General features: G+C 36.6%; 21 protein-coding genes and 1 riboswitch. Of the genes, 12 read left to right on the plus strand and 9 right to left on the minus strand.

The annotated features are described in order from the left end of the window. Window positions 1–47 precede the first annotated feature (47 nt). Entirely contained in the window at window positions 48–3,377 is a 3,330-nt protein-coding gene (locus CUN60_RS05185; RefSeq protein ID WP_102951011.1) for a beta-ketoacyl-ACP synthase 3, read from the minus strand. 277 nt (window positions 3,378–3,654) lie between these two features. On the opposite strand from CUN60_RS05185, the gene CUN60_RS05190 reads away from it, so the two are divergent. Beyond that, entirely contained in the window at window positions 3,655–4,368 is a 714-nt protein-coding gene (locus tag CUN60_RS05190) for a replication initiation protein (RefSeq protein ID WP_102951012.1), read from the plus strand. A gap of 70 nt (window positions 4,369–4,438) precedes the next feature. On the opposite strand, the gene CUN60_RS05195 is transcribed toward CUN60_RS05190, so the two are convergent. The 3 genes from CUN60_RS05195 to CUN60_RS05205 are packed head-to-tail and all read right to left on the minus strand — an operon-like array spanning window position 4,439 to window position 7,027. After that, window positions 4,439–5,125, minus strand: a complete 687-nt coding sequence (locus tag CUN60_RS05195; protein ID WP_102951013.1) for an energy-coupling factor transporter transmembrane component T — start codon at window positions 5,123–5,125, stop codon at window positions 4,439–4,441. Next, entirely contained in the window at window positions 5,113–6,474 is a 1,362-nt protein-coding gene (locus CUN60_RS05200; RefSeq protein WP_102951014.1) for an ATP-binding cassette domain-containing protein, read from the minus strand. The genes CUN60_RS05195 and CUN60_RS05200 overlap by 13 nt, the downstream gene beginning before the upstream one ends. Further along, window positions 6,461–7,027 carry an ECF transporter S component gene (locus tag CUN60_RS05205; protein ID WP_158649297.1) on the minus strand — a complete coding sequence of 189 codons (567 nt, stop codon included), beginning with the start codon at window positions 7,025–7,027 and terminating at the stop codon, window positions 6,461–6,463. The genes CUN60_RS05200 and CUN60_RS05205 overlap by 14 nt, the downstream gene beginning before the upstream one ends. Before the next feature lie 50 nt (window positions 7,028–7,077). After that, window positions 7,078–7,180: riboswitch (TPP riboswitch) on the minus strand. Between the two features lie 407 nt (window positions 7,181–7,587). Between CUN60_RS05205 and CUN60_RS05210 the strand changes: the two genes are divergently transcribed. From CUN60_RS05210 to hemG, 6 genes are all read left to right on the plus strand, one after another. Then, a complete protein-coding gene (locus tag CUN60_RS05210) occupies window positions 7,588–8,964 on the plus strand; it encodes an amino acid permease (RefSeq protein WP_222593302.1) in 1,377 nt (458 codons plus the stop codon). A gap of 143 nt (window positions 8,965–9,107) precedes the next feature. Then, complete coding sequence (locus CUN60_RS12895) at window positions 9,108–9,275, plus strand: hypothetical protein (RefSeq protein WP_158649298.1); 168 nt, start codon at window positions 9,108–9,110, stop codon at window positions 9,273–9,275. A gap of 23 nt (window positions 9,276–9,298) precedes the next feature. Beyond that, window positions 9,299–11,383, plus strand: a complete 2,085-nt coding sequence (locus tag CUN60_RS05215; RefSeq protein ID WP_102951017.1) for a family 20 glycosylhydrolase — start codon at window positions 9,299–9,301, stop codon at window positions 11,381–11,383. Between the two features lie 5 nt (window positions 11,384–11,388). After that, window positions 11,389–12,783, plus strand: a complete 1,395-nt coding sequence (locus CUN60_RS05220; protein ID WP_102951018.1) for an MFS transporter — start codon at window positions 11,389–11,391, stop codon at window positions 12,781–12,783. Window positions 12,784–12,798: 15 nt separating this feature from the next. After that, window positions 12,799–14,340 carry a bifunctional metallophosphatase/5'-nucleotidase gene (locus CUN60_RS05225; RefSeq protein WP_102951019.1) on the plus strand — a complete coding sequence of 514 codons (1,542 nt, stop codon included), beginning with the start codon at window positions 12,799–12,801 and terminating at the stop codon, window positions 14,338–14,340. A gap of 162 nt (window positions 14,341–14,502) precedes the next feature. Then, window positions 14,503–15,909: a protoporphyrinogen oxidase gene (gene hemG, locus CUN60_RS05230; RefSeq protein ID WP_222593303.1), complete on the plus strand. Its 1,407-nt coding sequence runs from the start codon at window positions 14,503–14,505 to the stop codon at window positions 15,907–15,909. 30 nt (window positions 15,910–15,939) lie between these two features. Here hemG and CUN60_RS05235 read toward each other — a convergent pair whose 3' ends face one another. From CUN60_RS05235 to CUN60_RS05245, 3 genes are all read right to left on the minus strand, one after another. After that, a complete protein-coding gene (locus CUN60_RS05235) occupies window positions 15,940–17,052 on the minus strand; it encodes a mechanosensitive ion channel family protein (protein WP_102951021.1) in 1,113 nt (370 codons plus the stop codon). A 41-nt stretch (window positions 17,053–17,093) separates the two neighbouring features. Continuing rightward, on the minus strand, window positions 17,094–17,843 hold the full coding sequence (locus CUN60_RS05240) for a helix-turn-helix transcriptional regulator (protein ID WP_102951022.1): 750 nt from the start codon (window positions 17,841–17,843) through the stop codon (window positions 17,094–17,096). Between the two features lie 119 nt (window positions 17,844–17,962). Next, window positions 17,963–19,225 (minus strand): dicarboxylate/amino acid:cation symporter, encoded by a 1,263-nt coding sequence (locus tag CUN60_RS05245; RefSeq protein ID WP_102951023.1) that lies wholly within the window; start codon window positions 19,223–19,225, stop codon window positions 17,963–17,965. 221 nt (window positions 19,226–19,446) lie between these two features. On the opposite strand from CUN60_RS05245, the gene lysA reads away from it, so the two are divergent. Then, window positions 19,447–20,664 carry a diaminopimelate decarboxylase gene (lysA, locus tag CUN60_RS05250; RefSeq protein WP_102951024.1) on the plus strand — a complete coding sequence of 406 codons (1,218 nt, stop codon included), beginning with the start codon at window positions 19,447–19,449 and terminating at the stop codon, window positions 20,662–20,664. Between the two features lie 19 nt (window positions 20,665–20,683). Continuing rightward, the gene (locus CUN60_RS12900) at window positions 20,684–20,860 is read left to right on the plus strand and encodes a hypothetical protein (protein WP_158649299.1); all 177 of its coding nucleotides are present in this window, start codon (window positions 20,684–20,686) and stop codon (window positions 20,858–20,860) included. Between the two features lie 129 nt (window positions 20,861–20,989). On the opposite strand, the gene CUN60_RS05255 is transcribed toward CUN60_RS12900, so the two are convergent. Further along, on the minus strand, window positions 20,990–21,853 hold the full coding sequence (locus CUN60_RS05255) for a class I SAM-dependent methyltransferase (RefSeq protein ID WP_102951025.1): 864 nt from the start codon (window positions 21,851–21,853) through the stop codon (window positions 20,990–20,992). Window positions 21,854–21,861: 8 nt separating this feature from the next. Then, complete coding sequence (rfaE1, locus tag CUN60_RS05260) at window positions 21,862–22,836, minus strand: D-glycero-beta-D-manno-heptose-7-phosphate kinase (protein WP_245866372.1); 975 nt, start codon at window positions 22,834–22,836, stop codon at window positions 21,862–21,864. A gap of 200 nt (window positions 22,837–23,036) precedes the next feature. Here rfaE1 and ndk point away from each other — a divergent pair, with 200 nt between their 5' ends. The 3 genes from ndk (at window position 23,037) to pilW (ending at window position 25,821) form a co-directional block, all read left to right on the plus strand. After that, entirely contained in the window at window positions 23,037–23,468 is a 432-nt protein-coding gene (gene ndk / locus CUN60_RS05265) for a nucleoside-diphosphate kinase (protein ID WP_102951026.1), read from the plus strand. Between the two features lie 162 nt (window positions 23,469–23,630). Beyond that, window positions 23,631–24,725, plus strand: coding sequence for a dual-specificity RNA methyltransferase RlmN (rlmN, locus tag CUN60_RS05270; protein WP_102951027.1), 1,095 nt, complete (start codon window positions 23,631–23,633; stop codon window positions 24,723–24,725). A gap of 4 nt (window positions 24,726–24,729) precedes the next feature. Beyond that, the gene (gene pilW, locus CUN60_RS05275) at window positions 24,730–25,821 is read left to right on the plus strand and encodes a type IV pilus biogenesis/stability protein PilW (RefSeq protein WP_158649300.1); all 1,092 of its coding nucleotides are present in this window, start codon (window positions 24,730–24,732) and stop codon (window positions 25,819–25,821) included. The last annotated feature ends 12 nt before the right edge of the window (window positions 25,822–25,833 follow it).

Raw genomic sequence — 25,833 nt, forward strand, 5'->3', positions numbered from 1 at the left:
TCTTAATGAACTTAATAAAAAAACTGCAATTTATGCAGCTTTTTTATTTATGCCCTTTGGGTGAGTAGGGCAGCGCCAGCAGTAAAACCAGCACCAAATGCACATAGTGCAATTTGTTTTTGGTGTTTGTTTTCAGCCAGAGCCTCACTTAACGCAATCGGAATCGTGCACGAAGAAGTATTCCCATAATTAGCAATATTACTAAACATGATGCCGTGTGGCAGTTTCAGCCGACTTTCAACAGCACTTAAGATTCGCTGATTTGCCTGATGTGGCACGACTAGATTGATTGAACCAACATCGCGATTTGCCAGCTGACAACATTTATGGATTGCCATTGACATAGTTTTAACCGCGACACTAAAGAGTTTTTTACCTTGCATAGTTATCCCCGCAGATGTATCTGTTGGGATATTTAGAATACTACCGTCTTCTGCATCCGAGCCAATATAGATCTGGTTTAATTCTGCCATGCATTCATCCAAATTATCTTCACCACAAATAATTGTAGCTGTTGCAGCATCTGCAAATAAAAATGCTGTTTCAAAATCATCTGGCTTGATTCGTTGCGATAATGCTTCTGCCGTTATTAGTAATACTCGCGATTGTGGGCGTGTACGTAAGAAATCTTGTGCTAGTTGTAGAGCATAGATGTAGCCACTACATGCCGCATTTATATCGTACGCAGGTATGTTTTGCTCACCGTAGATTTTATTTAATTCATTAAGTACCAGACAAGATACTGATGGTGATTGCAATTGTTCTGGGCTACACGTTGCGCAGATAATTAGATCAATATTATGCAAGCCTAGTTTATTGGCTTCTAAAGCTTCACAGGCTGCATCCGTAGCGAGCCCTACGGCTGTTTCACCTTCAGCAAACCAGCAGCGCTGGTGAATCCCTGTCCGCTGAATCAGATCATCATTAGTAAATTCAGGGAAATTTGGCAAAAGTTCCTCATTAGTAACTACTCTTGAGCCAGTTTTGAAATAAGGTTTAGTCATGCCTACAATTGTAGTTTTTGAGCGAGCTACATACTGAGTGTCTGAAGCGGCTGATTCTCCAATTTTCCGGCTTAAAATTGGCTTTTTCGGCTTATTGGTTGCTTTTACTAGATTTTCATTGATGCGTAGTTTTAGTAACGCTCCACCAACCATGGCTTTTTCACCGACTTCAACGCAAATTTCTTCGACAATCCCTTTACATGGAGCAAGGATTTCTCCTGCTGACTTACTAGCTTCAACATCTACTAGTACATCTCCAGAATTAACTTCGTCACCAATTTTTACATGAATTTCATTGATCTGTACGCTCTCATCCGATGGGCTAGTGCCAATAACTTCTACTGTTAGTAATGATTTATCTTCACTTTCTTCGCTTTGCCATTCCAGATTTAGATCAAGGAGTTCGGCTGAAGCAGTAAGAATTTTCTCAAAAGATGGTAACACATCTAACTGATTAGGAAAATTACATGGTACGTAGGTGTCCCCACGGGTTACACGGCGTAATTTAACTGGCTTTTTGGCATATTCAGCAATAGTTGCCAATATATCACCACCAACACCACAAGTAAGATTGTCTTCATGGCTAACGATTAACTTACCTGTTTTTTCAGCTGACATTAGAAGTGTTTGCTTATCGTATGGTTTAATTGTCCGTAAATCAATTACTTCAACTTCGCTCCCAACTTGTTCAAGAGCTTCGGCAACTTGTAAACATAGTGATACGGTATTGCCCCAGCCAACTAGGGTCAGGTCTTTACCAGTTTTAACTATCCGCGCCTTACTGATAGTTACCAGTTGTTTAGCGACATCTTTTGAGGTCGTATCTTCATTACTACCATTATTTAGTAGTTTTTTAGGATATAAAAAGAGGCTTGGGCGTCCTGATTTAAAAGCCGCATTAAGCATACCCGCTGCATCGGCAGCATTTGATGGCATATAAACATCTAAACCTGGAATATGGGCAAAAGTTGCTTCATTGGTTTGTGAATGGAACGGTCCAAGTCCAGGGCGATATGCACCACAGGCTGCAAATACGATCACTGGACATTGCCAGCCACCATTCGTGCGCCAATACATAGTTGCCATTTCTGCCATGATTTGATTATAGGCAATTGGCAGGAAGTCAGCAAATTGAATAAATGCTACTGGTTTTTTGCCAGCTAGGGCAAGTCCAGTCGCCATTCCAGCTATAGTCGATTCACTTAATGCTGAATTGATAACTCTGCCCGGATATTTTGTTGAAAGTCCACGGGTAATACCAAATACATCACCCTTGCCATCTTCAATGTCTTCACCTAGAAGGCAAACATTCGGGTCATTAGCTAGTTGTTCATTAAATACCTGACGCATTGCTTCAAGCATTGTAAAGCGCTCTTCACTATTGAAGTCACCACGGTACTCATTGCGAGGGTTTTTTACTGCTTCATTTAAAGGTAATTCGGCACCAAATTCACTAACCGGGTCTGTGCCCGCGCGTGCTACATCAATTGAATCTCTAACTTGTTTGATGGCTTGTTTTTTAGCAGTTTCTATTTCTTCTATGCTAAATCCATTTTCTAGCAGATATTTTTGTGCAAGATTTAGTGGATCTTGATCCTGACTTAATTCAAGCTCGGCATCATCGCGATATAATCTTTGATCATCAGCATTTGAGTGGTTATCCAGTCTATCTACATTAAATACTATTATTTGTGGTGTTCGGTTTGTCCTAATTTCTTTGATTACTGTTTCTGCCTTAGCTACTTCTGCGAGGGCATTACTACCATTAATATAAGTAATTGGAATATCATAAAAAGAATCTACAAAACCATCCGGGCGTGAGAAAAAGGTTTTCCCTTCAGTTCTAGTGGATATTGCTAGATTATTATTGTGGATAAAAAATAATACCGGAAGATTACTACGTTTTGCTTCAGCTATTGCTTCAAGAACTTCGCCTTGCTGTGAGGTTCCATCACCTACCGAACAATAGATAAGTGGATTATCACTTTCCTCTTTTATTGCGTAGGCAATACCTGTGGCTTGAAGAGCATTATTACCAACAGGTCCAACCAGACTTAATACATTTAATTCTGGCGCACTCATGTGTGAAACCATTTGGCGACCTGCTGAATGCGATTCAGCCTTGCATAGTGCGCTATAGAGGAACATCTCATTGCTTATCCCACGTGCGAGCATTAATGCCTTATCGCGATAATGACAATGAAGCCAGTCACTTTTTTGTAAAAATGGGGCAATTATTACGCTTCCTTCATGCCCTTTGCTTGATGCCAGAAAGTTTGCTTCACCACTATTAACTAGTTCGGCTTCTACAATATCTGATTCACGCGAGGCGATCATGAATGAATACAGGGACAATAAATCTGCTTGCTGCATTTTAAAAAATCTTCCTAAATGTAAAATGAAATAGTACGGATACTATTGTTTATCTAAGTGATACTTTATTTTTTTGTGGTTATTCGTATCTATGTAAAACAGTGCGTTATGCTAAGTATATCTGCTTCGTGCTTTTGTGATATAATACCATAAATAGATTAAGTTATTTGGTATTCGCTTAACGGATACCAACTGAAGCTGATAAGTATCAGATACCAACATTATACAGTAAGTAATAGTTAAATTTGTATTTTTATTTGGACAAAAAGATAATAATATGTTAGCCGCAATTCGTGAAGTAACCCATCCCGATGGTGTTACGGTTTCTAGTTATAAATATCTCCCCACTCCAGCACATATAACTTTGATGGCATTCATCATGAAGCATGTCAAAGTGAATGATAATAATTTATTTATCAATCAACAAAATAAGATGATAAATAGCAATCTCGGGATTTTGAAGCGCTTTATTCCTGGGGTTTCTCATAATGAGTTGCTTGATTTGCTTGAAGATTTTTGTAATCGTACCCTAACTACCAAACAATTGGCTAAAGATGGTGAGATTGATAATCTTGAAAGCACAACTTTTATTTCTGCTTATACCTACAATCGTAATACTAGGCAAGTTGCAATTGAACTTAGTTATCGGCTAATTCCATTTATCCTCTACATTAAGCAACAATACATTGGTGAACGTTGGAAATATTCAGCCAGTTTTACTTCTAGTTATTCAACATTAATTTACGACATTATCCTTACCAGCCTTGATAAAAATACCTCTGGAATTAGATTTAACCTTGAACAAATCAAGGAAATGCTGGGGATAGAACCAAAGACTTATCAAATATATAGTAATTTTAAGCGGAAGGTTCTTAATGTCGCTATTAGTGAGATAAATTTACGCTCTGACATGATTATTGAGTTAATTGAGCATAAGGAAAATCGTAAAGTTACTGATATTGAATTTGTGTTTAAACGAAGCAATGGATGAGGATACGTGCCAATAGCTTTTCAGAAAGGAATAACATCCCGAGTAATGTAAGTAGGGCTAATGATCTGATCTATGTTAAATAAATCAAAAATCTATATGCAACTAAAAATATTAAATTTAATCCCAGAATGAGATAATCTAAGAACTTGAATTTATTGGTTTCATGACTATACGTACGCTTTTTATTTAATCCGCGATTAAACATGCTAATACTAACATTTTGGGCGTAGCGAGCACTTGCCACTAGTAGTGGGAGGATAATTTTTGGCGAATAGAAGCTTCGTTGGTAACGCATTTGATATGCGATCTGAATGCGTCTAAACTCATCGGCAAAATGACTAAATGCATTTAGGGTAGAGAGTAAGCCAAAGCCAATGGCTACAGGTAATATTTTTCTTTGCATTAATTCAAGCATGATTTTTTCTTTAGGCATGTGGATCATAAATGCAAAGGAAATCATGGTAATAGTAAAAAGTCGGATACACAGATTAAGCGCATTCATATGACTTATTTCTGCATCATTGTTAGCTGTAAATAGATGTCCAGTTAGATAACTTGCTCCGATCGCTGGGCTTAGACATAAGCAAAATAGGAGTAGTTTTTTCCAGTGAATTTCTCTAGTTAATAATAGTAAGTTACCCACTGCGATTAAGAGGCAAAATAAATATTCCTGATAAGTCGAATAAAGTGCTGTTGCAAGCAACAATATAATGGGGATGATAAGGTAATTTAGCTGATTAAATTTTAAATTATGCATGGCTCTAGGCTTTTATTAACTAACTGATATGTTTTTTTAGTGATACTTCTTAGAAAATCTGGATCATGGCTAATAATTAATAAGCTAGTTCCCTCGTTTGCAATTTTCACCAGTATATTTCCAAGGATTTGCTTATTCTTCAGATCTTGTCCGAAGGTTGGTTCATCAAGTAACAATAGTTGTGGCTTTTTATTTAATATAATACCCAGTGAAAGTCTGCGCTTTTGTCCTTCGGATAAGCAAAATGGATTATTTTTTAGGTGCTTATCTAAACCTAGCTCTGTTGCTAGTTCAAGATTTCCATTTAACTCCATTTCAACCGCATTATGGATAAAATGTGATTCTGGATTTTGCCATAATAGGCTAATATCGTTCCATAATTGTTTTTTAGCGATTTTTCCAACTGGCTGACTATTATATATAATTTGATTTTTGCTAGGAATAATCCCACAAATAAGCTTAAATAATGTGGATTTACCTGCACCATTTTTACCAATTATGCCGATAATTTCACCCTTGCCAATATCCAGATTTATCTTTTCCAGTAATATTTCAGAATTATCATAGTTGAAATTAAGATTGTCTATCTTTAATAATGTTTTATGCTCTAGATTAAATGGCAGTGGATTTATCACAGGGAGACTCTGATTCCAATCTTCATCATTCAATTTCTCTTCATGAATATTTCCATTTATATCGATGTTGATTACTCGGTTTACCAAGGGCTGAAAATAGTGATAGTTATGTTCGATGATTACTACAACTTTATCCGCTATATGTTCTTTTATCAAATTAACCAGTTTATAAGCTGAATCTGGATCGAGAAATGCGGTTGGCTCGTCAAGGAGTAATACTTCTGGTTCAAGAAGTAGGATAGCTAAAAGATTAATGATCTGTTTTTGTCCACCAGATAGGCTTTTAACACTTCTCTCTAGTAAGTGAGAAACCGCAAATTTCTGGCTAATATCAGTTACTAGCTGAATTATTTTCTCGCGTGGGGTAGATAGATTTTCAAGCCCAAAGGCAAGTTCATCAAAAACTGTATGGCAAATTAACTGGCTATCCGGGTTTTGTTGGAGATAGCCAATTTTTAATGATTCTTCTGCTGAGATAGCCCTTATGCTTTTATTATGGAATAGGATCTCGCCAGTGATTTTTCCATGAATCAAATGCGGGATCAGACCTTTGAGTGCCATTAGAAGTGTTGATTTTCCACTTCCTGACGCGCCTTTGAGTAAAATGCATTCACCATGATGGATCGCTAACTCACCATTTATTTCAATCTTCTGTTTGCTAAATGGATATTGAAACGAGAAATCTTTCAAATAGAAAACGTTAGTCTTGGTCATGGCTAATGCGATATTGATTAAGAACTCCTGCTTTAGCTAGCTGATTGGCAAGATATCTTGATAGTAAGCCACCGATTATTGCCGCAGAAATAATATTACACCCTAGGTTTAATAGATTATATTTTAAACTTAGTTCACCATAGCCAAACCAGTAGTAAGTAACTAGATAGCCACCGATTGCAGAGACTACACCACCTAGAGCACAAATCGATTTACTGGATACTTTATAGCGGCAAATAAGAAATAATATTTCTACGGGTAGTCCTTGACAAGCCCCCGAAATAACAGCTGAAATACCCCATTGTGAAATTAATCCTTCTACTGTTGCGGCGATAGTTTCGCCAAGTAGCGCACTTCCCGGTTTACGAATTATATAGCCAAAAAAGATTCCCCCCATATGCCAAAACCCCTCCAGTAAGCCGCTGATTCCTAGTGGTTTCAGTACTGGCGAGATGATATTGTAGGCAAATGAGTAAGCCCACCAAGCAATCCCAAGGCTACTTGCTAGAATACAAATAAAAATAGTTTCGGATAAAGTGAGACGATTTGACATTATGAAGTCCTTATAAGCGTTAAACATCTTATAAGGGAAAGGTGCTATTTTTAGGTTGAAGCAACACTCTCCCTTGCGCAGGTACTAACCTGATCAGGTTTAAAGGGTATTTCTCAGCTAACATTATTAATGCCAGCACCCCGGTGATAAGCATATTTTAACATGGATTTATATCTGTGAGTGGCGGGAAAGTTGCTGAGGGAGCCAAAGTTTTTTATTTAGTGAGCAGGTGCACAAGAAAAAATATCATTTAAACAATTATCGAAAAAAACAGATATGCTACAATTGACGTATCTCTAATTTTGGATTTACTATGCAGCAATTAACTTTGTCGCGTAATTATGGGGCTTTAAAAGCAGTGTTTTTTTCTCAGGTATGGAATACTTGAGTTTATCTAGGGGTTTTTATTATGATTGATACGTGTCCTACTACTCTATTTTTAAATTCTTACTTCTACGATTCCGTGGTTTTTTGTTCCAGATAATTGTTTTTATATTTAATATTGTTGTATTTATGCAAATAATTGTATTGTAATTTATTATTCATTCAGGAATTTTATCATGGCTCATTTAGAAAAAAGATTAGAAGCGCGCCATATTAATATGATTGCGATCGGTGGATCAATTGGTACCGGTATTTTTTTAACAAGTGGTAATTCAATTAACACTGCCGGACCTGGTGGAGCATTACTTGCTTATGCTCTGATATCTGTTATTGTTTATTTTCTTATGACTAGTCTTGGCGAAATGAGTACTTATAAGCCAAGTTCAGGGTCTTTTTGTGAATATTCTGCTACTTATGTCAGCCCATCATTTGGTTTTGCCATGAGTGTTAATTATTGGTTTAACTGGGCAATTACCATTGCTGCAGAAATTTCAGCCGCAACTACGGTGATCAGTTTTTGGTTTCCGCATATGAATCCAAATATTTTCCTATTCGGGCTATACTTTTTGATATTTTTTGCTAATATATTCTCAGTCAAGGTTTATGGTGAGACAGAGTATTGGTTGTCATTTATCAAAGTTGCGGTAATTATTGTATTTATTTTACTTGGCTTTTTGACAGTTTTTCAGCAACCAAATCTCGGCACTCATAATTGGCATGTTGGTGATGCCCCATTTCATAAGGGGTGGCTTGGGTTTGTCTCAGTCTTTCTATTTGCTGGGTTTTCTTTTCAAGGAACTGAATTGGTTGGGGTTGCGTCAGGTGAAACCAAAGAGCCGGAAAGAGCTATACCACGAGCAATCAAGATGGTGTTTTGGCGGTTAACTTTATTCTATATCTTGTCAATTGGCGTGATAACGCTGTTATTGCCATATAATGATCCAATGCTTGCCGATACCAGTGGTAGTTTAAAAGCTAGTCCATATACCCTGATTTTTAGTAAATTCCTAGGAAGTGGGGCGGCAGATATCATGAATCTTGTAATTTTATTAGCAATTGTTTCAGCTGCGAATGCTAGTATGTATTCTGCTAGCCGGATTTTATGGTATATGGGACAGCGTGGAGAAGTACCATCTTTGTTTAAAAGTGTGAATAGTCGTGGCGTACCAATGCCAGCACTTATTGCTACGGCTTTAGTTGGGGCATTAGTATTTGTTTCTTCTTTTGTCGGTAATGGGGTTTTCTTTAACTATATCGTCCAAGTTTCTTCTCTTTGTGGGTTTATTGCTTGGTTTGGTATCGCATTGAGCCATTATATGTTCAGAAGGAAGTATTTGCCTGCATTAGGTGGGGTATCGATTCTTAAATTTAAGGCTAAGTTTTATCCCTTTGCTCAGGTAGTGTCAATGCTTGTGATTGCGTATGTGGTAATTGCCCAGTATCAGACCTTGCCCGATAACTCAAAAGTTTTAGATTTTATTATGACCTATGCGTCTTTATTATTCTTTCTTTTATTATATTTTGGGCATAAATTATTTGCGAAAAAGGAATAGAAATTGACAGCTAGGGATTATTAAATGATTCATTAGCAGGACTTTAAGATAAAATAATGGCAAAGAAATTTCTTTGCCATTATTTATTATCAGAATATGGTTAATGATGTCTGTTGGTTACGTGAGTTGTAGGGAGAGTAAAAATGCGTTTGTACCGAGTGTTTACACTGTGTGGAGCTATAATTTTTTGCTCTGGAGGAGTATATGCGGAAACAATTAGTTTCCCTGCAACTATAACTAAAGTAGCAATTACCCCGAGTCCGGTAACAGCTTTAGTAGCAAATTTGATTTACAGGCAGCAAAAAATATAACAGACTGGAAGCTTGGCTTTTTTATGCTACAGGTTTTGAGCAAGCCAGGATATCAGATACAAATGCAGATTTGTGATGTGAGCTCATTACAGTGTGGCAATTTGCAGTTGGATCGTAATCCTGTTCCGAATTCACTTAAAGGGGTTGAATCTCAAGACTTTACAAGTGGGCATATTACTATTTTGAAGCCTGCTAGTAAGTTTGAATTAAATAAAGGTCATAATTACCAGGTTCGTATTCAAGGGTTAAAAAGTATTCCCAAAAATATTTCGATGATGCCACAGAGTTTTTTCTTGTTAGAGCAGTCTCGTGTTACACCCTTAGTGGTAAAAGAATATGATACTAGATTTTATAATGAATCTACAGTAGTTAATGTTGAAACTAATATAATCAAAGAACGCTGGCATGGGAATATTGCGCCTATCTCACCTTTAGTACCATTACCGCAACAGGTTATGTATGGTAAAGGCTTTCTAAATTTAGAGTCACAGATTAAAGTTAGTAATAGCTTTGGTAATTCGGCGGGTGCATATTATGTATTGCGCCAGATACAGAATTCTCTTGAGCATGGTGAGGGTATTGCCAATTCAGATAATGCAAAATCAAGTCTAAATATCTTTAATTGTAATGCGCATCCTGTGGAGTGTGAGAAGTTGAATGATAATCCTGAGGGATATCGTTTGGAGATTAAACCTCAAGGTATTAATTTATACGCGATTGATACTCCTGGTTTATTTTATGGTTATCAAAGTTTGTTGCAGTTATTTCATTTTTATGGTAAAAGCTTGCCATTTCAAGAAATTATTGATTATCCAGAATATAAATACCGCGGATTGATGCTTGATGTTGCCAGACACTATTTTACAACTGCACAGATAAAACAGATAATTGATGTTATGGCAATGCATAAACTAAATACGCTACATTTGCATTTAGCTGATGATGAGGCATGGCGCATTGCATTAAGCAAATATCCAGAATTAACCAGACAATCTGGCATAAGATATCAAGGCTACAAAATAGGACCATCTAATCTTATTGATGGCAATTTTGATATTACTAATACGCAAAAACTACAATATGAAAATGCAGCAACTCAGTATCAGGGAATTTATACTACGCAGGCAATTCTTGATTTAATTAGTTATGCTAATTTACAAGGAGTTAAAATCATTCCTGAAATTGAAATGCCAAGTCATGCCAGAAGCCTTAAAAAAGCATTACCCAAGTTATATGATTTTTCAAAACCAGTTTCATATTTAACCGGGGGATATAATGATAATGTTCTACCTGTATATAAGTATGGGGCAGATGAATCCTTTACCAGTACCATTAATGGTATTACTACTGATGTCGCAAATTTGTTTAGTGGGCAGTTTGTTGCTAATAATATCAGTCATGAGATAAGTCTTTCTGGCGATGAAGTTCCACTGGGTGCATATCCTGAGTCTGCGTCTGTGGCTACTGTCAGTCAGGAATTTTTTATGAAGTTATCTGCAAATCTTGATGATTATAAGATTTCAGGCTGGCAACAGATGGTACAGAATGATGATGGTACGATTGGTGAAAATGTTATTAAGCCTGATCATGTCGGACATATTTGGGCATGGATTCCTGTTGAAAATAGGAATGGGGTGTCTGGGATGGAGATGGCAAAACAGCTTCTTGAGCAAGAATATCCGGTAGTTGCTGACTTTGCTGATTATGCCTATCTAGATATTCGCTATAGTCAAAAATTTATGGAACCTGGTTTATACTGGTCGACTCCATACGTTGATACTTGGAAGACATTTATGTTGGGGCGGCAGGTAGCACCATTAAAAGCTGAGTACAAAACTTTTACTGGTGTTGAGGGAGCATTATGGACTGAATTGGTGCCGGGGCAAGAGCACCTATGGTATATGTTATTGCCAAAACTATCTGGAATTGCTGAAGCTGGATGGTCAAATCCGCAAACTGATAATTGGGAAGAATTTAGTCAGCGACTTGGTTGTGGAAATAAAGGATTTCTCAATTATATAGCAACTAATGCAAAGGTTAATTATCGCGGTTATCCTTCCGGGATAGCTTTAGAATTACCAGCAACTGCTTGTGTAAAAGGTAAATAACTTTTATGGCGTTAAAGTTTCGTGACTATACATCTACTCAAGTAATTGGCTTGGTGGTAGTTGCATCATTACTGTTGATGGAGAATATAGATGCGCATATCTTGAATGTCGCAATTCCCCAGATGGTGCAGGTATTTAATACGAATGTGTTTGCGCTAAAGCTTGCGGTTACGAGTTATCTTATCGGATTATCGGTATTTATTCCTATTAGTGGTTGGATTTCAGATCGCTATGGAACCAAAAACATTTTGATTTTCTCTAATTGTCTATTTACCTTGATGTCAATAGCTTGCGGCTTAACCTCTTCACTCAAGTGGCTGATTGTTTTCCGGTTATTACAGGGGATAGCTGGAGCTTTTATGGTTCCTGTAGCAAGACTATTGATGCTAAAGATCTTTAGTAAAGAAGAGATGGTAAAAGCCTACACTATAATGGGAATGCCAGTAGTTTTGGGACCAATATTGGCGCCAGTAATTGGTGGTTATCTGGTAACCTATTTTAATTGGCGGTTTATATTTTGGGTAAATATTCCACTTGGGCTAATGGCTTTTTATGCTACCATTAAATATATCAATAATTATCGCGAAAAACAGCAGAAATTTAATTTGTATGCCTACATTTTTCTTGCTCTTTTTATTGCCTGTGGTTCATTTTGGCTGGATCTATTTCTGATGCCAGAAGTTGCTGGTGCTTTTAAATGGAAACTTTTAGCGATTGCTTTATTCTCTGGTGTCATCTATTTCTTGATTGAACGTAGCTCGCGCCATCCAGTTATCCGCTATCGCTTATTTAGACTAAGAACATTTAATATCTCATTTTTTTCGACAATTATCGTTCGTGCTGCTTTGGGTGGTCGGGCATTTATTTTGGCGATTTTCCTTGAACTAACTTTTCATTTGAATGCACTTGATGCTGGAGTTATTCTGATTTTTATGTCTTTTGGGGTCTTGGCTTCGCGAAATATTGTTAGAAAAGCACTTGAAGCTTACGGCTTTCGCCGGACACTAACTTATGCTAATCTGGGTAGTATGATAGCGCTTGCCTTGCTTGGCGTAGTTGGACATATCGGCTGGTTTCTTTACCTAGTTTTATTTTTAAATGGTGTATTTGCTTCTGCACAGTTTATGAGCTTAAATATACTTTATTATACTGAAGTTGAGAGTGTTGATTATGGTGCGGCGGTAAGCCTTGCTGCGACCTGGCAGCAACTAGGGACTTCACTTGGCGTAATTGTTGCTGCGGGTATGCTACATCTATTTAACCAGATAATGAATACTGCTTTTAGTATTGAAGCATTTCATTTTACTTTTTGGGGACTGGCAATAATTAATATCCTTAGCCAGTTACTAATTAATAAATTATCTTATACTGATGGTCAGTCATTACTTGCAAAAAAATAAATTAAGGGGGAAATAATGTCATTTAAAAAAATATTTGGGATTGCCTGCGTAATATTAGTTAGCAATTTTAGTTATGCAGACGATGATATTACAGTTTTACTTTTAAATGATTTTCATGGACAGATGCAACCATTAAAAAATAAGCCTGGCGCAGCTAAGATTAGCACCTTTCTAAAGGACTATCAGCAATCACATCCAAATACAATCATTGTCCTTGGTGGTGATAATTATCAGGGGACTGCTATTTCTAACTTGTCGCGCGGAGCTGTAGCCAATGAATTTTTTAATCATATTGGTGTCAGCTATTCAGCGGTTGGTAATCATGATTTTGATTATGGACAATCAGCCTTTACATATTGGGAAAGTAATATCAATTTTAAATATTTGGCTAGCAATATTATAGAAACTAATACAGGGTCAATATTTGCTTCTACTACGCCATATGCTGAGAAAACCTTAAAGAATGGACGAAGGGTTGCTTTTATTGGTTTGGCAACTTTGGAAACACCTGATACTACGGCAACTAAAAATATTTCTGGACTAGAATTTACTAATCCTGCATTAGCAGCAAATCCATGGGTAAACTTTTTAAATTCAAAGGCAAATCCTTATGGTAAACCGGATACAATAATTTTATTAACCCATATTCCAAGCCAAATGGAATCAGGAGGAAAGATTAGTTATAACAAAAATCAGAAACTTGGGACGAGTGAAATTGATTATGTTAGTAAAAAAGTAAAAGGTATCAGTGCGATTTTATCTGGGCATAGTCATCAGGCTGTATCTGGATTCCTTAATGGTGTTGCAGTAGTACAAGGTGCTAGTCAGGGGATTGACCTTGGGGTATTACATTATGATTGTCATACTACTTCTGAATGTAAGGTTAGCCCAGAATTAATCAATCTCTCAACAGCGACCAAAGATGTTGCCGATGATCCGGTTGTGAATCAGATTATTGCTAAGTACTATAAAGAAAATGAGGCAACTTTGAATCAGCTAATTAGTACTTCTAAAGTTGATTTGTCTAACCAGCCAGCGAATGGCTTTTATAATATCAACCTTACCTATACCATTGCTGATGAGATGCGCAAATATGCGAAAACTCAGATTGGGATACAAAATACTTACGGGGTTCGTCGTAGCCTCCCCGCTGGTGCTATAAATTATAGTATGCTTTATGAAACGCTACCTTTTGATAATACACTGGTTACGCTTAATATCTCAGGGAAGGAGTTATTAAAACTGATTGAACATAGTTTACCTCAGGGGCAGACGCAATTAGCTGTTTTTGCTGGAGTTAGGGTGCTTCTAGCTAAAAATGGTAAAATAGCGCAAGTGTTTGTTGATGGAAGTCCATTAAATAAAGATGCGGTTTATAGTGTTGCTACTATTGATTTTTTACTTAATGGCGGTGATGGATTTAATTTTAGCTCGGCAACGGATATTTCTAATACCAATTTACCCGTTCGTGACATTATCAAGGCTAAATGGCAAAAAGATGGTATAAGTGTTCCGATTGACTGGCAAAATATTGAAATTAATAGACCTCTTTCCTAACCTGCTTCTTTAACTCTTATTCGTTGTCATAAAGCCTTTTGCGATACTCATGTACTTACGTGTACATTCCGTTTCTCAAAGCCTTTATTCCTAGTCTAAGAGCAAAATAATTGGTTATGAAAGATGTCTAATAAATAATATAATTCGTAAATAAGGTTAATTATGAAAATAGTTATAATTGGTGGTGGAATATCCGGTTTAACAACTGCTTACTATGTCCAGAAGAAAATCGCGGCAGCAGGGATTAATGCTGATGTGAAGGTAATTGAAAAAGAAGCTGTTACTGGTGGTAAAGTTAAATCGATATTAAATAAAGGGGCTCTTCACGAATGGGGTCCAAATGGATTTCTCGATAATAAGCCTTTGACCTTGGAGCTATGTGAAGAGCTGGGTATAAGTGATAAGCTTTTGGTAAGTAATGATAGCGCTCGGAAAAGATTCATTTATTCAAATGGAAAACTTTATCGCTTGGCAGAAAATCCGTTGAAGTTTTTCCTTAGTGGTTTATTAAGTATAACTGGCAGATTCAGAATTTTGGCAGAACCATTTATCAAAAAATATGCCGAAAAGAAAGATGAAACTTTGGCTGCATTTGCCAGGCGCAGGTTAGGACAGGAAGCATTAGATAAATTGATTGCACCAATGGCAAGCGGGATTTTTGCGGGTAATCCTGAAACCATGTCGCTAAAAGCATGCTTTCCTCGTATTTATCAACTGGAGCAGCAATATGGTAGTTTAATAAAAGCTATGCGCCAAATTGCGAAAGCACGTAAAAATGAGGATGAGGAAAGTGCTCCCGCTTCAGCCACGGGTCCGGGCGGTAAACTTACTTCATTTGTAAATGGCTTACAGACTCTTACTGATAGTTTGGCGAGTCATATAGGTAAAGAGAATATTCTTAATGGCGAAATTTGTAGTCTTATTAAAAATCAAGATGGTAGTTATACTCTTATTGATAAAGAGAATAATAAAATTTCTGCGGATATTGTTATTAGTGCACTTCCAGCATATAGTGCTAGCCAAGTTTTTACTGATCTAGATAGTAATCTTGCTAATAGCCTAGCGCGAATAAAGTACGCACCATTAATTGTAGTTTGTAGTTCTTACGAAAAGACTAGAGTTAAAGATGATCTAGATGGTTTTGGCTATCTACTTGCTCGGGATGAAACAATTCCGGTTTTGGGTACTTTATGGGATTCGTCGATTTTCCCGAATCGAGCACCAGACGATTCAATTTTGCTTCGCTCAATGCTTGGTGGTGCAAGACATCCTAATTTGATAAAATATACCGATGAGCAAATTAGCTTAGTGGTTAGAGAATCGTATGAAACAATTTTGGATATTAAATTTGCGCCACAAACTGAAACAATTTATCGTCATGAACAGGCGATTCCTGAATATGGAGTGGGGCATTGCGATTTGGTTAATGAGATTGAAAGTAGTGTAGCTTCTCATCTAGGATTATTTATTACCGGAAATGCCTTTCATGGGGTCGGGATTAATGACTGCATTAATGCTGCCAACCTTATTAGTGCTAATGTGCTTAACTACCTAGTAGGTCAGGATTAATCTAGGCTTGTGAGAAAATAGGTGGAAATATCAATTTTCTGCCTTGGCTGGTTTTAGTTGAAATTGAGCCAGACTTGCTAAAGAATATGCTGTAATTTGTGCTTTTACCTCTTCATGTTTGATACCTGATGTGGCTTTTGTAAAAGCACTTATTTCTAGTTCAACTCCGAAGGATGTTACACCTTTTAATATTATTTGATATTTGAATTCATGGTTTAACGCCTGATTGTTTTTCAAGTATTCATTAATATGCTTGCGATAGCTGCCCAGATTGGTGTCTGTAGTAGATTCATTAAATTTAATACTTTCTGTCGAAATAAAAATAATTTGTTTAAATTTTCGTCCACCTGAATTAAACATATACTCCCAATTTTTTACTGTATATGAGGTGAGGTTATGGGTTGGGGTTGTCGAGATTGTATTGTCAGAGTTTCTAATTCTAACGATATTGATTGAAATATCTTCAATTACTCCATCAATATCAAGTTTATCTATAGTTATCCAATCACCGACCCGAACCATTGAGCTTGCATTTGCCTGAATGCTGGCAACAATCCCAAGAAAAGTATCACGAAAAATTAGTAAAACAATTGCCGACAAAGCTCCAAGACCAGTTAAAATCGTAGTTGGTGATTGTCCAAAAATATAGGCGATTGCCAGAATTGTAACTAATAACCAAGTGAAGAAGCTAAAGATCTTAATATAGCTATGCCAAGTGGATTTATCATCACGCTTGGAAACTTGTTGGTAGTAGTCATGAAGCGCAAAAATAATCCGATTAATAGATAGTGTAAGTATATAAAGATTAAAAAGATTGGCACTTTTTAGCACGACCGTTGCTATACTTAGTGAAAGTGGGTTATTATTATCAACCAGCAAAAAACTACCAAAAACAAAAACGAGTCCAAAAATCAAGAGTGCCGCTGAATTTAGTACATGATACTCAACAAATAGGCGCAGGAATAAATAGCGTGATTTTGCTAAACTATGGTTAACATAACTTAGCAGTGTTTTACGGATTAAGAAATCAACCCCAATTGCAACAGCTGTGATTAATATTATAATTATCAGCGAACCAAATATAATTTTTAAGTTTCTATCGGTAATCCACCCAATCAGACTATAGCTAACTAAATCAGTCATTTTACTTCAGCTTTCAGAATTATTGATATTGCTTGTTAATATTATGGAATTAAATAATTGCCCGGAGGAATAGTATTTTCCGGGATTTTAAAGGGGATTTGTCCATTTAATGTAAGTGAAACCAGTTGACTATAGGAGCTACAGTCAAATTCTTTATAGAGCGATTGTAGTGCATTTTTTATCTGGTTTTCTGATATCTCTTTAGCGGTTATCCTGCTTAAAGTTAGAGCAATTTCTTTGCGGTTATTTATTCCCAAAAGCAGGCAAAATAGAATTTGCTGCTGAATGGCTCCTAGATTAGGTTTAGTTGAAGATAGTACCTGTTGTGAAAGGCCTAGAAACTCTTTCATTATAAATTGCCGCTGCATATTTGGTCTAATTTTGGTTGTTACTACCATTATTCCAACGGAATTTTTAGTGGATGGGTTTATAAGAGGTCTTTTTCTGACAAAGTAATTATTTACCTGATCATCTTTACGATAAAAATAAAAAGAATTTTGTGGCTTTTGAGTTTTTAATAAGGTTTGTTCCTGCTGAAAAATGTCTTCTTTTATGTGATTTGAAATATCTTCTGCCGAATTAAAGGTTTTTCCTAGTATTTCCGGGCTAAGATTAAATTCTTCCGCCATTTTCTGGGTAAAGGCAATAAATTCACATCTGTTATTTTTTAGTAAAAGCATTTCATCTATAAAAGAATGATGGATCAGCCATAAATAACGATAAAGAAATTTTTCATCATCTAATGATTCCGTGACTTCGGGTTTTTCAAGATAATCTTGTAGGATGTACATAATGCTTTCTGATTGCAACTACTTCTCAATCAGATTTTAGCATAGTCACAGGATGAGTAAAAGAGAATTATAATAAAAAAAGCAGGAGTGTTTCCTGCTTTAAAAAATTCGTAGCGACTTTACTGGTGATTATGACCTTTTTCCCAACGGTCAACAAAAACTGCCGCCATAGCATTTGCAAAAACATTGGTAGCACTGCGTCCCATATCGAGGAAGCCATCAACAGGAAATAGAATTAAAACACCAGCTTCGGGATAACCAAACGCAGCGAGAGTTGCAGCGACGATTACCAGAGAAACGCGTGGAACACCAGCAATACCTTTTGAGGTTAGCATAAGCATCAAAAGCATTGTTACTTCTTGTAGTAGCGTAGGATGATATCCGTAAAGTTGGATAATAAACATGGTGGCAAAAGTGCAGTTTAGCATCGAAGCAAGAAGGTTGAATGAGTATCCCATAGGAATAACGAATCCACTGATTTTTCTTGATACTCCGAATTTTTCAAGCTCAACTAATACACCAGGCAGTGCAACTTCAGAAGAAGATGAAGCAAAGGATAAAACAAATAAACTTGAAAGATTACGCAGTAAGCTAAATAATGGTTTTCCAACAATGATTGTTCCAATGGCAATAATAAGCACCCAAAGTATTGCCAGTCCAAGATAGAATTCAAGTAGGTAAATCAGATATGAACTGATAACTTTTACACCACTACTCATTACCATGCTACTTACAGCACTGAACACGGCAAATGGTGCAAGATTCATAATATAGCCAGTGATTTTAAATATTATTTTGGCTACCATGTCAAAAAATTCAAATACTGGCGCAACATCTTCACCAATTGCTACACCAGCAACCCCAAAGAAAATCGCAACTACTACTACTTGCAGAATATGGTTTTCAACAAAACCCTGAACCATTGAGGAAGGAATAATTCCTTCAAGAAATTTCTTCAGATCCATCTGGCAATTTGTGCATAGGTTTGGATCCTGATGAATATTTGCAAGACCTGAAGCCAAAACATCATGTAAGGCAACCCCTGGTTTGAATACTTCAATAAGAACAATTCCTAGCAGTAATGCAATAAATCCGCCAGTGATAAAAATAAACATTGATTTAAAAAATAAGCGACCAAGTGATTTACTGTCACCCATTTTCGCAATTCCCGCAACCAAGGTAGTAAATACCAATGGTGCAATGATCATCTTCAGCATACGTAAGAACATGCTTGATACAATATCAAGTTTACTAGCAATTTCCTTTATTCTTTCGGGATTTCCAACTCCCATATGGACTAGTTGTCCAACTACAATTCCGGCAATAAGGGCTATTACAATGTAACGTCCCAGATTGGATTTCTTTTTAGTTTGAATTGCCATGAAAAGCTTCCCCTGTAAGTATTTTATTTTATATTTGAGCCATCTATTTTAAATGTTTTTTAGTCTTGGTAAGCAGTTTTAATTAATGCGCTGCACAATTGAAATTACCCTAGGTCTATTTCTTGGTGGCAAATAAATAGTTATTTTCTAATAGTTAATTAGCAGACGTAGCCAAAATTAGCTAAAATAGTGTCTGTAAATTTAAGCAAAGGAATCATAAAATGCCTCTCGAGTATGGCAAAATTATTGAAATTGCAGAGACTTATGGGACGCCACTATATATTTATCATGCTGAGAAAATAATTGAGCAGTATAATAAACTAGCCAATGCTTTTGCTAAACGAAAGACCAGATTCTTTTATGCATGTAAGGCATTAACCAATATCAACGTCCTTAAACTTATGCATAGTCTGGGCGCAGGGCTAGATTGTGTTAGCCTCAATGAAGTGAAAATTGGTTTGCTTGCTGGTTTTAGTCCAGAGCAAATAATTTTTACACCAAATTGCATTGATTTTGCAGAGGTTGAAGCATGTAAGGAGTTGAATGTAAATATTAATATTGATAATATTTCAATTCTTGAGCAGTTTGGTAATAAATTTGGTGGGAGTTATCCGGTATGTATCAGGATTAATCCTCATATCATGGCTGGGGGTAATTTTAAGATATCAACAGGTCATGTTGACAGCAAATTTGGAATAAGTATTCACCAACTACGACATATCCAACGCGTAGTTAAGTCAACCGGGCTTACTGTCCATGGTTTACACATGCATACTGGTAGTGAAATTAAAGATATTGATGTATTTATCCGTAGTCTTGAAATTTTACTTAATATAGCTCATGAGTTTCCTGAATTAAAGTTTCTTGATTTGGGGAGTGGGTTTAAGGTTCCCTATCAGGATGGTGATTACACCACTGATCTTGAGGTGCTGGCAAATCGTATTGGTGAGGCATTTTGTCAGTTTGAGAAAGAAGAGCAACGAGCTTTTGAAATCTGGTTTGAACCTGGGAAATTTCTAGTTAGTGAAGCTGGGTATTTTGTAGTAAAAGCAAATGTTATCAAACAAACTACTGCTACTACTTTTATTGGTGTAAATAGTGGATTTAATCACTTAATTCGCCCCATGTTTTATGACTCCTATCACAAAATAACCAATATCTCTAATCCAGATGGGGCAGAGCGGATTTATACCGTTGTTGGTAATTTGTGTGAAACCGATACGTTTGCTTGGGATCGTAAGATTACTGAAGTACATGAAGGTGATTATCTTATTTTTCATAATGCTGGTGCTTACGGTTTTGAAATGAGTAGTAACTTCAACTCACGTTGTCGTCCAGCGGAGGTAATGGTTTATCAAGATAGATACTATCAGATAAGAAAGCGAGATGAATTTGAAGATTTATTGATAAAGCAGATTGATTGTAATTTATTTAACTAATGAACGAATGGAAAGGAAAATGATGAAATTAAGACTGTGTATGATTTTACTTTTGGGTATGGGTGTGGCGTTGGCAGCTCCGACTCCAACAAATGGTACTGATAGCATGGAGGGCACCCCAAAGTTATTATGGTTAAACCATCGGGTTCTTCACAAAAGACAACAGGAACTAAAACTCCTCAACATAGCAAAGTAAGTAAGAAGAGTACTAAAAAATCATCACATAAGCATAGTAGCAAGAAAACTAAGTCTAAAAAGAAACAGTCAACAAAAAAACATAAGTCACAAAAAATTAGAAGATTAGGTAGCGAATAATTAATTATAATTATTCGCAATGAAATCTATCTGATAGCGAGTTTAAGCCAAAATCAGTAATCATTTGCTTTAATTGCTCTTTAGCTTCTGGTTTTGGCTTACCTCTATATTCAGCAATGATTAATTCATTTTTCATCGAATGTTCCCAGCCAATTAGTTCAGTGGCGGTGACTTTATAGCCATGTGCTTCAAGTTGCAGGCAGCGTAATACATTGGTCAGGTGGCTACCAAACTCACGGGTATGTATTGGATGTGCCCATAAATTATATAATTTAGGGTTACCAAGAGACTCTGCTTTCGCTTTGCGTAAAGCTACTGCAACTTCTGCTTGGCAGCAAGGGACTAGCACTATGTATTCTGCCTGTTTTTTTAGTGCAAAATCAATCGCGTCATCAGTTGCGGTATTGCAAGCATGAAGGGCGGTTACAATATCAATTTTTTCTGGTAAGAGGTTACTACTGGCTGAGTCTGCAACTGACAGATTAAGAAATTTCATTCCTGTGAAACCTAATCTGGTTGCCAGCTCTTCTGTTTTTGTAACTAATTCAGCTCGTGTTTCAATTCCAAAAATCTGTGAGTTATCTTGAAGGTTTTTAAAGTATAAATCGTATAGGATAAAGCCCAAATATGATTTTCCAGCGCCGTGGTCAACAAGGGTTATAGCGCTTTTGCGCGATTTTAGTTCATTAAGTAGTTTTTCTATGAACTGAAATAAGTGGTAAACCTGCTTTAATTTACGTCGGCTATCCTGATTCATTTTACCATCGCGAGTAAGAATATGTAATTCTTTCAATAGTTCGTGCGACTGTCCTTCGCGAATTTCATGTTTTTGTTCCCTAATTGGTTTTTTATGGTCAGTTTTTAATTTTGGCATAATCTTGTTTATTGATTTTTTAAATGTAATTGTAGTTCACGAACTATTTCATTTTTGGTGACTGTTGCCGTACCTAATTTACCAACCACAATTCCAGCAGCAAAATTGGCTATCTTGACTGCATCAGTTATATCAACATTATTAGCTAGCATAAGTCCTAATGTTGCAATTACGGTATCACCAGCACCAGATACATCATATACTTCTTTGGCAAAAGTCGGATAGTTATGTGCAGTATCGCCAGTAAATAAAGTCATCCCCTCCTCACTGCGAGTAAGTAATAGGTGTTTTAAGTTTAGATTCTTACGAAGCGCATTTGCTTTTTGGATTAATTCTTCTTCAGTCTGCCAATCGCCAACTGCATCTTTTAATTCACTTCTATTGGGGGTTAAAATTGTAGAATTAGCATATTTTTTATAATCACTACCTTTGGGGTCTATTAAAACCTGTTTGTTTTGCTGTTTGGCGATTTCAATCATTTTTAAAGTATGGCTTAGTCCACCTTTTCCATAGTCGGATAAAATGATAACCTCATAATTTTGGATAATTTCTGAATAAGTATCAAGAACTTCGGATAAGATTTCGTGAGATGGTTTTTCTTCAAAATCAATTCGGATTAACTGCTGGTTTCTTGCAAGAACTCTTAGTTTTACGATGGTATTAATTGACGCATCTTGTTTAAGAATCGTGGTGACGTTTTCTTTTGCCAGTAATTTCTCTAGAGCAATAGACGGCTCATCAACACCAACGACAGATAAAAGGGTAACATTCCCGCCGAGGCTCGCTATATTACGCGCTACATTGGCCGCACCACCTGGTCGATCTTCGATCTTATTTATTTTAGCAATTGGAACTGGCGCTTCGGGTGAAATGCGACTAACATCACCAAACCAGTAACGATCTAGCATAACATCTCCAACTACGAGTACTTTTTTCTGATCTAGATCAGATTGTAATAAATTTAGATGATTACCAGTGAACACGTTAAATCCCCATGACTATAAAAGTTAACTATTTCTATTTCTACCAGCAGTAATTATATCTTCTTTTGCCGCTTTGAAGAGCATATCCTTATCGTGACTAAAGTTTCCAATAGATGGCTTTGACCGACTTTGCTAAAATCCTAAATTTTAGGGCAAGTTATGCTATAATTCGGGCTTTAAATATTCAAAGGTATTATGTAATGGCAATGGAACGGACTATTTCAATTGTTAAGCCGGATGCGGTTGGTAAAAATGTTATTGGTAAAATCTACTCCCGTTTTGAAGATGCTGGACTAAAGATAATTGCAGCAAAAATGAAACACCTTTCTCAAAAAGAAGCTGAAGGTTTCTATGCCGTTCACAAAGAACGTCCATTTTTCAAAGATTTGGTTTCATTTATGACTTCAGGTCCAGTAATGATACAAGTACTTGAAGGTGAAAGCGCAGTGGCTAAAAATCGTGAGATTATGGGGGCAACAAATCCTAAAGAAGCCGCAGCTGGTACTATCCGTGCTGATTTTGCGCAATCTATTGATGAAAATGCTGTGCATGGTTCAGATAGTGTTGAGAATGCAGCGATTGAGATAGCCTATTTTTTCTCTGCAACTGAGATTTGCCCACGTACTAGATAAGTAATTAATAGAATTTGCTGTTATTGTTTAAAAATCGTGGCAATATTTGCCACGATTTTTATGTTTTATTTTCCCCTCTGCTTGGATTTTTGAATAAATTCCTTATATAAGCTATAATATTACCTTATTTAATGATTCCCTTAAGCTTTACGAATAATAATCATGAAGACTAATTTATTAAACTTTACTTTACCAAAACTGGAAGAGTATTTTCTCAGCATTGATGAGAAGAAATTCCGCGCTAGGCAAGTTTTTCGCTGGCTACATATTTATGGTGCAGAAACTTTTGCCGAAATGACTGATATTGCGAAATCTTTGCGGGCAAAGCTTGAGGAGATTGCAGTAATTGAAGTGCCTAAGCTAGTATCAGAGGGTATTTCCTCCGATGGTACTCGAAAATGGGCGCTTGAAGTTGGAAATGGGAATAAGATTGAAACCGTATTTATTCCAGAAGATGATCGCGGGACTTTATGTGTTTCTTCGCAGGTTGGCTGCGCTTTGGAGTGTCAGTTTTGTTCAACTGCTAGGCAAGGATTTAATCGTAACTTGACAGCTGGAGAAATTGCGGGACAGTTATGGTGGGCAAATAAAAGATTAGGGCATAATCCAAAAGGTGAAAAGCTAATTACCAATGTTGTTATGATGGGTATGGGCGAACCATTGGCTAATTATGATAATGTGATTGATGCCATGAAGATTATGCTTGATGATAATGCCTATAATCTGTCAAAACGTAAGCTAACTCTTTCCACTAGTGGTATGATTCCCGGGCTTGATCGTTTGGGGGAAGACTGTCCTGTATCTCTTGCGATAAGCCTGCACGCTTCAAATGATGAGGTTCGTGATAGGATTATTCCTTTGAATAAAAAGTATCCGATTAATGAGCTGCTTTTGGCATGTAAGCGTTATCTTGATAAATCACCCAAAGACTATGTAACTTTTGAGTACGTAATGTTGAAAGATGTTAATGATAGTCTTGAACATGCAATTGAGTTGGCGCGACTGGTAAAAGGTATTGAGTGTAAATTTAATTTAATTCCGTTTAATCCTTTTCCTAATTCAGGGTTTGAATCTTCAAGCATGAATCAAATAGTTCGCTTTCAGAAAGTACTACAGAATGCTGGTTATGTGACAACAGTTAGAAAAACTCGTGGTGACGATATAGATGCAGCTTGTGGGCAGCTAGTTGGTAAAGTAAATGATAAAACCAAACGTCAGGAAAAATGGAAGAATTTTATTCCATTACAAGAGGTTTAACATAGTGAAACAGTTGCTGCCAGTTTTTTTGCTGTCGATGGCGCTATTTCTTGCTGCCTGCGTTACTAGTACTATTAATAGTGATGGTACAGTGCAGAAGCAGACTGTGGATAAGGTTAAGCTGTCAGAGACATATGTTGATTTGGCAATTGAATATCAGCAGCGTGGTGCGCCACAGGTAGCATTGGATAGAATAAATCTTGCGATTCAGGCAAATCCGGATAGCCCCAAGGCTTATATGATACGGGCTATGATTTATCAGAATTTGAATCAAATTAAGGATGCTGAAAAAGATTTTAAAAAAGCAATCAGATTAGACAATGGCTATTCTGAAGCATATGTAAATTATGCGGTGTTTTTATGTGATCAGAAAAGATTTGATGAGGCGATAAAAAATTTCGATACTGCACTTGGAAATCCTTTATATTTTACGCCTGAGGTTGCTTATTACAGTAAAGGTGTCTGTTATTATAAAAACAATCAACTTGAGTCGGCAAATGCTGATTATTTAAGAGCATTAACCTACCGTAATCCACCACAAAACACTTATGTCGCATTAGCAAGGCTTCAGCTAGATAAAAAAAATTACACGTTGGCGAAGTATTATATAAATAAATTTAGTGGTTCACAAACTCCGGATATCATGTGGTTACACATTCAGATACTGCAATCTCTATTGGATACAACAAATAATCCTCGTGAGCGTAAGGAGTACACCAGTTATCGTGATACAATAGGTAAATTATTGGTTACTAATTATGGCGATAGTAATGCAGCTCAACAGTATATTCTAAAATATGGTGGAGCAAATCAACCCTCTAAAGATATTGCGTCTAAAGATCCTGCTCCTGCAAATAGTTCGAAGAGTATTATTATCGAGCCAAAAACTTCAGGTTCTACTTCGGTAGCTAAAGACACCGTGCAGGTACAGTCTAAATCTGCTGAAGCCTTACGACGAAAATATATTGTTGTAGAAGCAGGGGACACTTTATATAGTATTTCCCGCAAAAGCGGAGTTTCTATTAGTGAAATCAAGAAAATTAATAGTATGAGTAGTGATAAAGTAGAAATTGGGTCAAAAATTTATCTAAATTGATAGTTGCAGGAA

It is taken from the genome of Aquella oligotrophica, from assembly GCF_002892535.1.
Lineage (GTDB): Bacteria > Pseudomonadota > Gammaproteobacteria > Burkholderiales > UBA11063 > Aquella > Aquella oligotrophica.

What these genes read in the sequence shown, in the direction of transcription:
- rlmN (WP_102951027.1), top strand. Translation starts at nt 23,631, where the DNA reads ATGAAGACTAATTTATTAAACTTTACTTTACCAAAACTGGAAGAGTAT.
- ndk (WP_102951026.1), top strand. Translation starts at nt 23,037, where the DNA reads ATGGCAATGGAACGGACTATTTCAATTGTTAAGCCGGATGCGGTTGGT.
- CUN60_RS05240 (WP_102951022.1), bottom strand. Translation starts at nt 17,843, where the DNA reads ATGTACATCCTACAAGATTATCTTGAAAAACCCGAAGTCACGGAATCA.
- CUN60_RS05185 (WP_102951011.1), bottom strand. Translation starts at nt 3,377, where the DNA reads ATGCAGCAAGCAGATTTATTGTCCCTGTATTCATTCATGATCGCCTCG.
- CUN60_RS05210 (WP_222593302.1), top strand. Translation starts at nt 7,588, where the DNA reads ATGGCTCATTTAGAAAAAAGATTAGAAGCGCGCCATATTAATATGATT.
- hemG (WP_222593303.1), top strand. Translation starts at nt 14,503, where the DNA reads ATGAAAATAGTTATAATTGGTGGTGGAATATCCGGTTTAACAACTGCT.
- CUN60_RS05245 (WP_102951023.1), bottom strand. Translation starts at nt 19,225, where the DNA reads ATGGCAATTCAAACTAAAAAGAAATCCAATCTGGGACGTTACATTGTA.
- CUN60_RS05235 (WP_102951021.1), bottom strand. Translation starts at nt 17,052, where the DNA reads ATGACTGATTTAGTTAGCTATAGTCTGATTGGGTGGATTACCGATAGA.
- CUN60_RS12895 (WP_158649298.1), top strand. Translation starts at nt 9,108, where the DNA reads ATGCGTTTGTACCGAGTGTTTACACTGTGTGGAGCTATAATTTTTTGC.
- CUN60_RS12900 (WP_158649299.1), top strand. Translation starts at nt 20,684, where the DNA reads ATGATGAAATTAAGACTGTGTATGATTTTACTTTTGGGTATGGGTGTG.
- CUN60_RS05195 (WP_102951013.1), bottom strand. Translation starts at nt 5,125, where the DNA reads ATGCATAATTTAAAATTTAATCAGCTAAATTACCTTATCATCCCCATT.
- CUN60_RS05215 (WP_102951017.1), top strand. Translation starts at nt 9,299, where the DNA reads ATGCTACAGGTTTTGAGCAAGCCAGGATATCAGATACAAATGCAGATT.
- CUN60_RS05205 (WP_158649297.1), bottom strand. Translation starts at nt 7,027, where the DNA reads ATGTCAAATCGTCTCACTTTATCCGAAACTATTTTTATTTGTATTCTA.
- CUN60_RS05200 (WP_102951014.1), bottom strand. Translation starts at nt 6,474, where the DNA reads ATGACCAAGACTAACGTTTTCTATTTGAAAGATTTCTCGTTTCAATAT.
- CUN60_RS05255 (WP_102951025.1), bottom strand. Translation starts at nt 21,853, where the DNA reads ATGCCAAAATTAAAAACTGACCATAAAAAACCAATTAGGGAACAAAAA.
- CUN60_RS05225 (WP_102951019.1), top strand. Translation starts at nt 12,799, where the DNA reads ATGTCATTTAAAAAAATATTTGGGATTGCCTGCGTAATATTAGTTAGC.
- CUN60_RS05190 (WP_102951012.1), top strand. Translation starts at nt 3,655, where the DNA reads ATGTTAGCCGCAATTCGTGAAGTAACCCATCCCGATGGTGTTACGGTT.
- lysA (WP_102951024.1), top strand. Translation starts at nt 19,447, where the DNA reads ATGCCTCTCGAGTATGGCAAAATTATTGAAATTGCAGAGACTTATGGG.
- CUN60_RS05220 (WP_102951018.1), top strand. Translation starts at nt 11,389, where the DNA reads ATGGCGTTAAAGTTTCGTGACTATACATCTACTCAAGTAATTGGCTTG.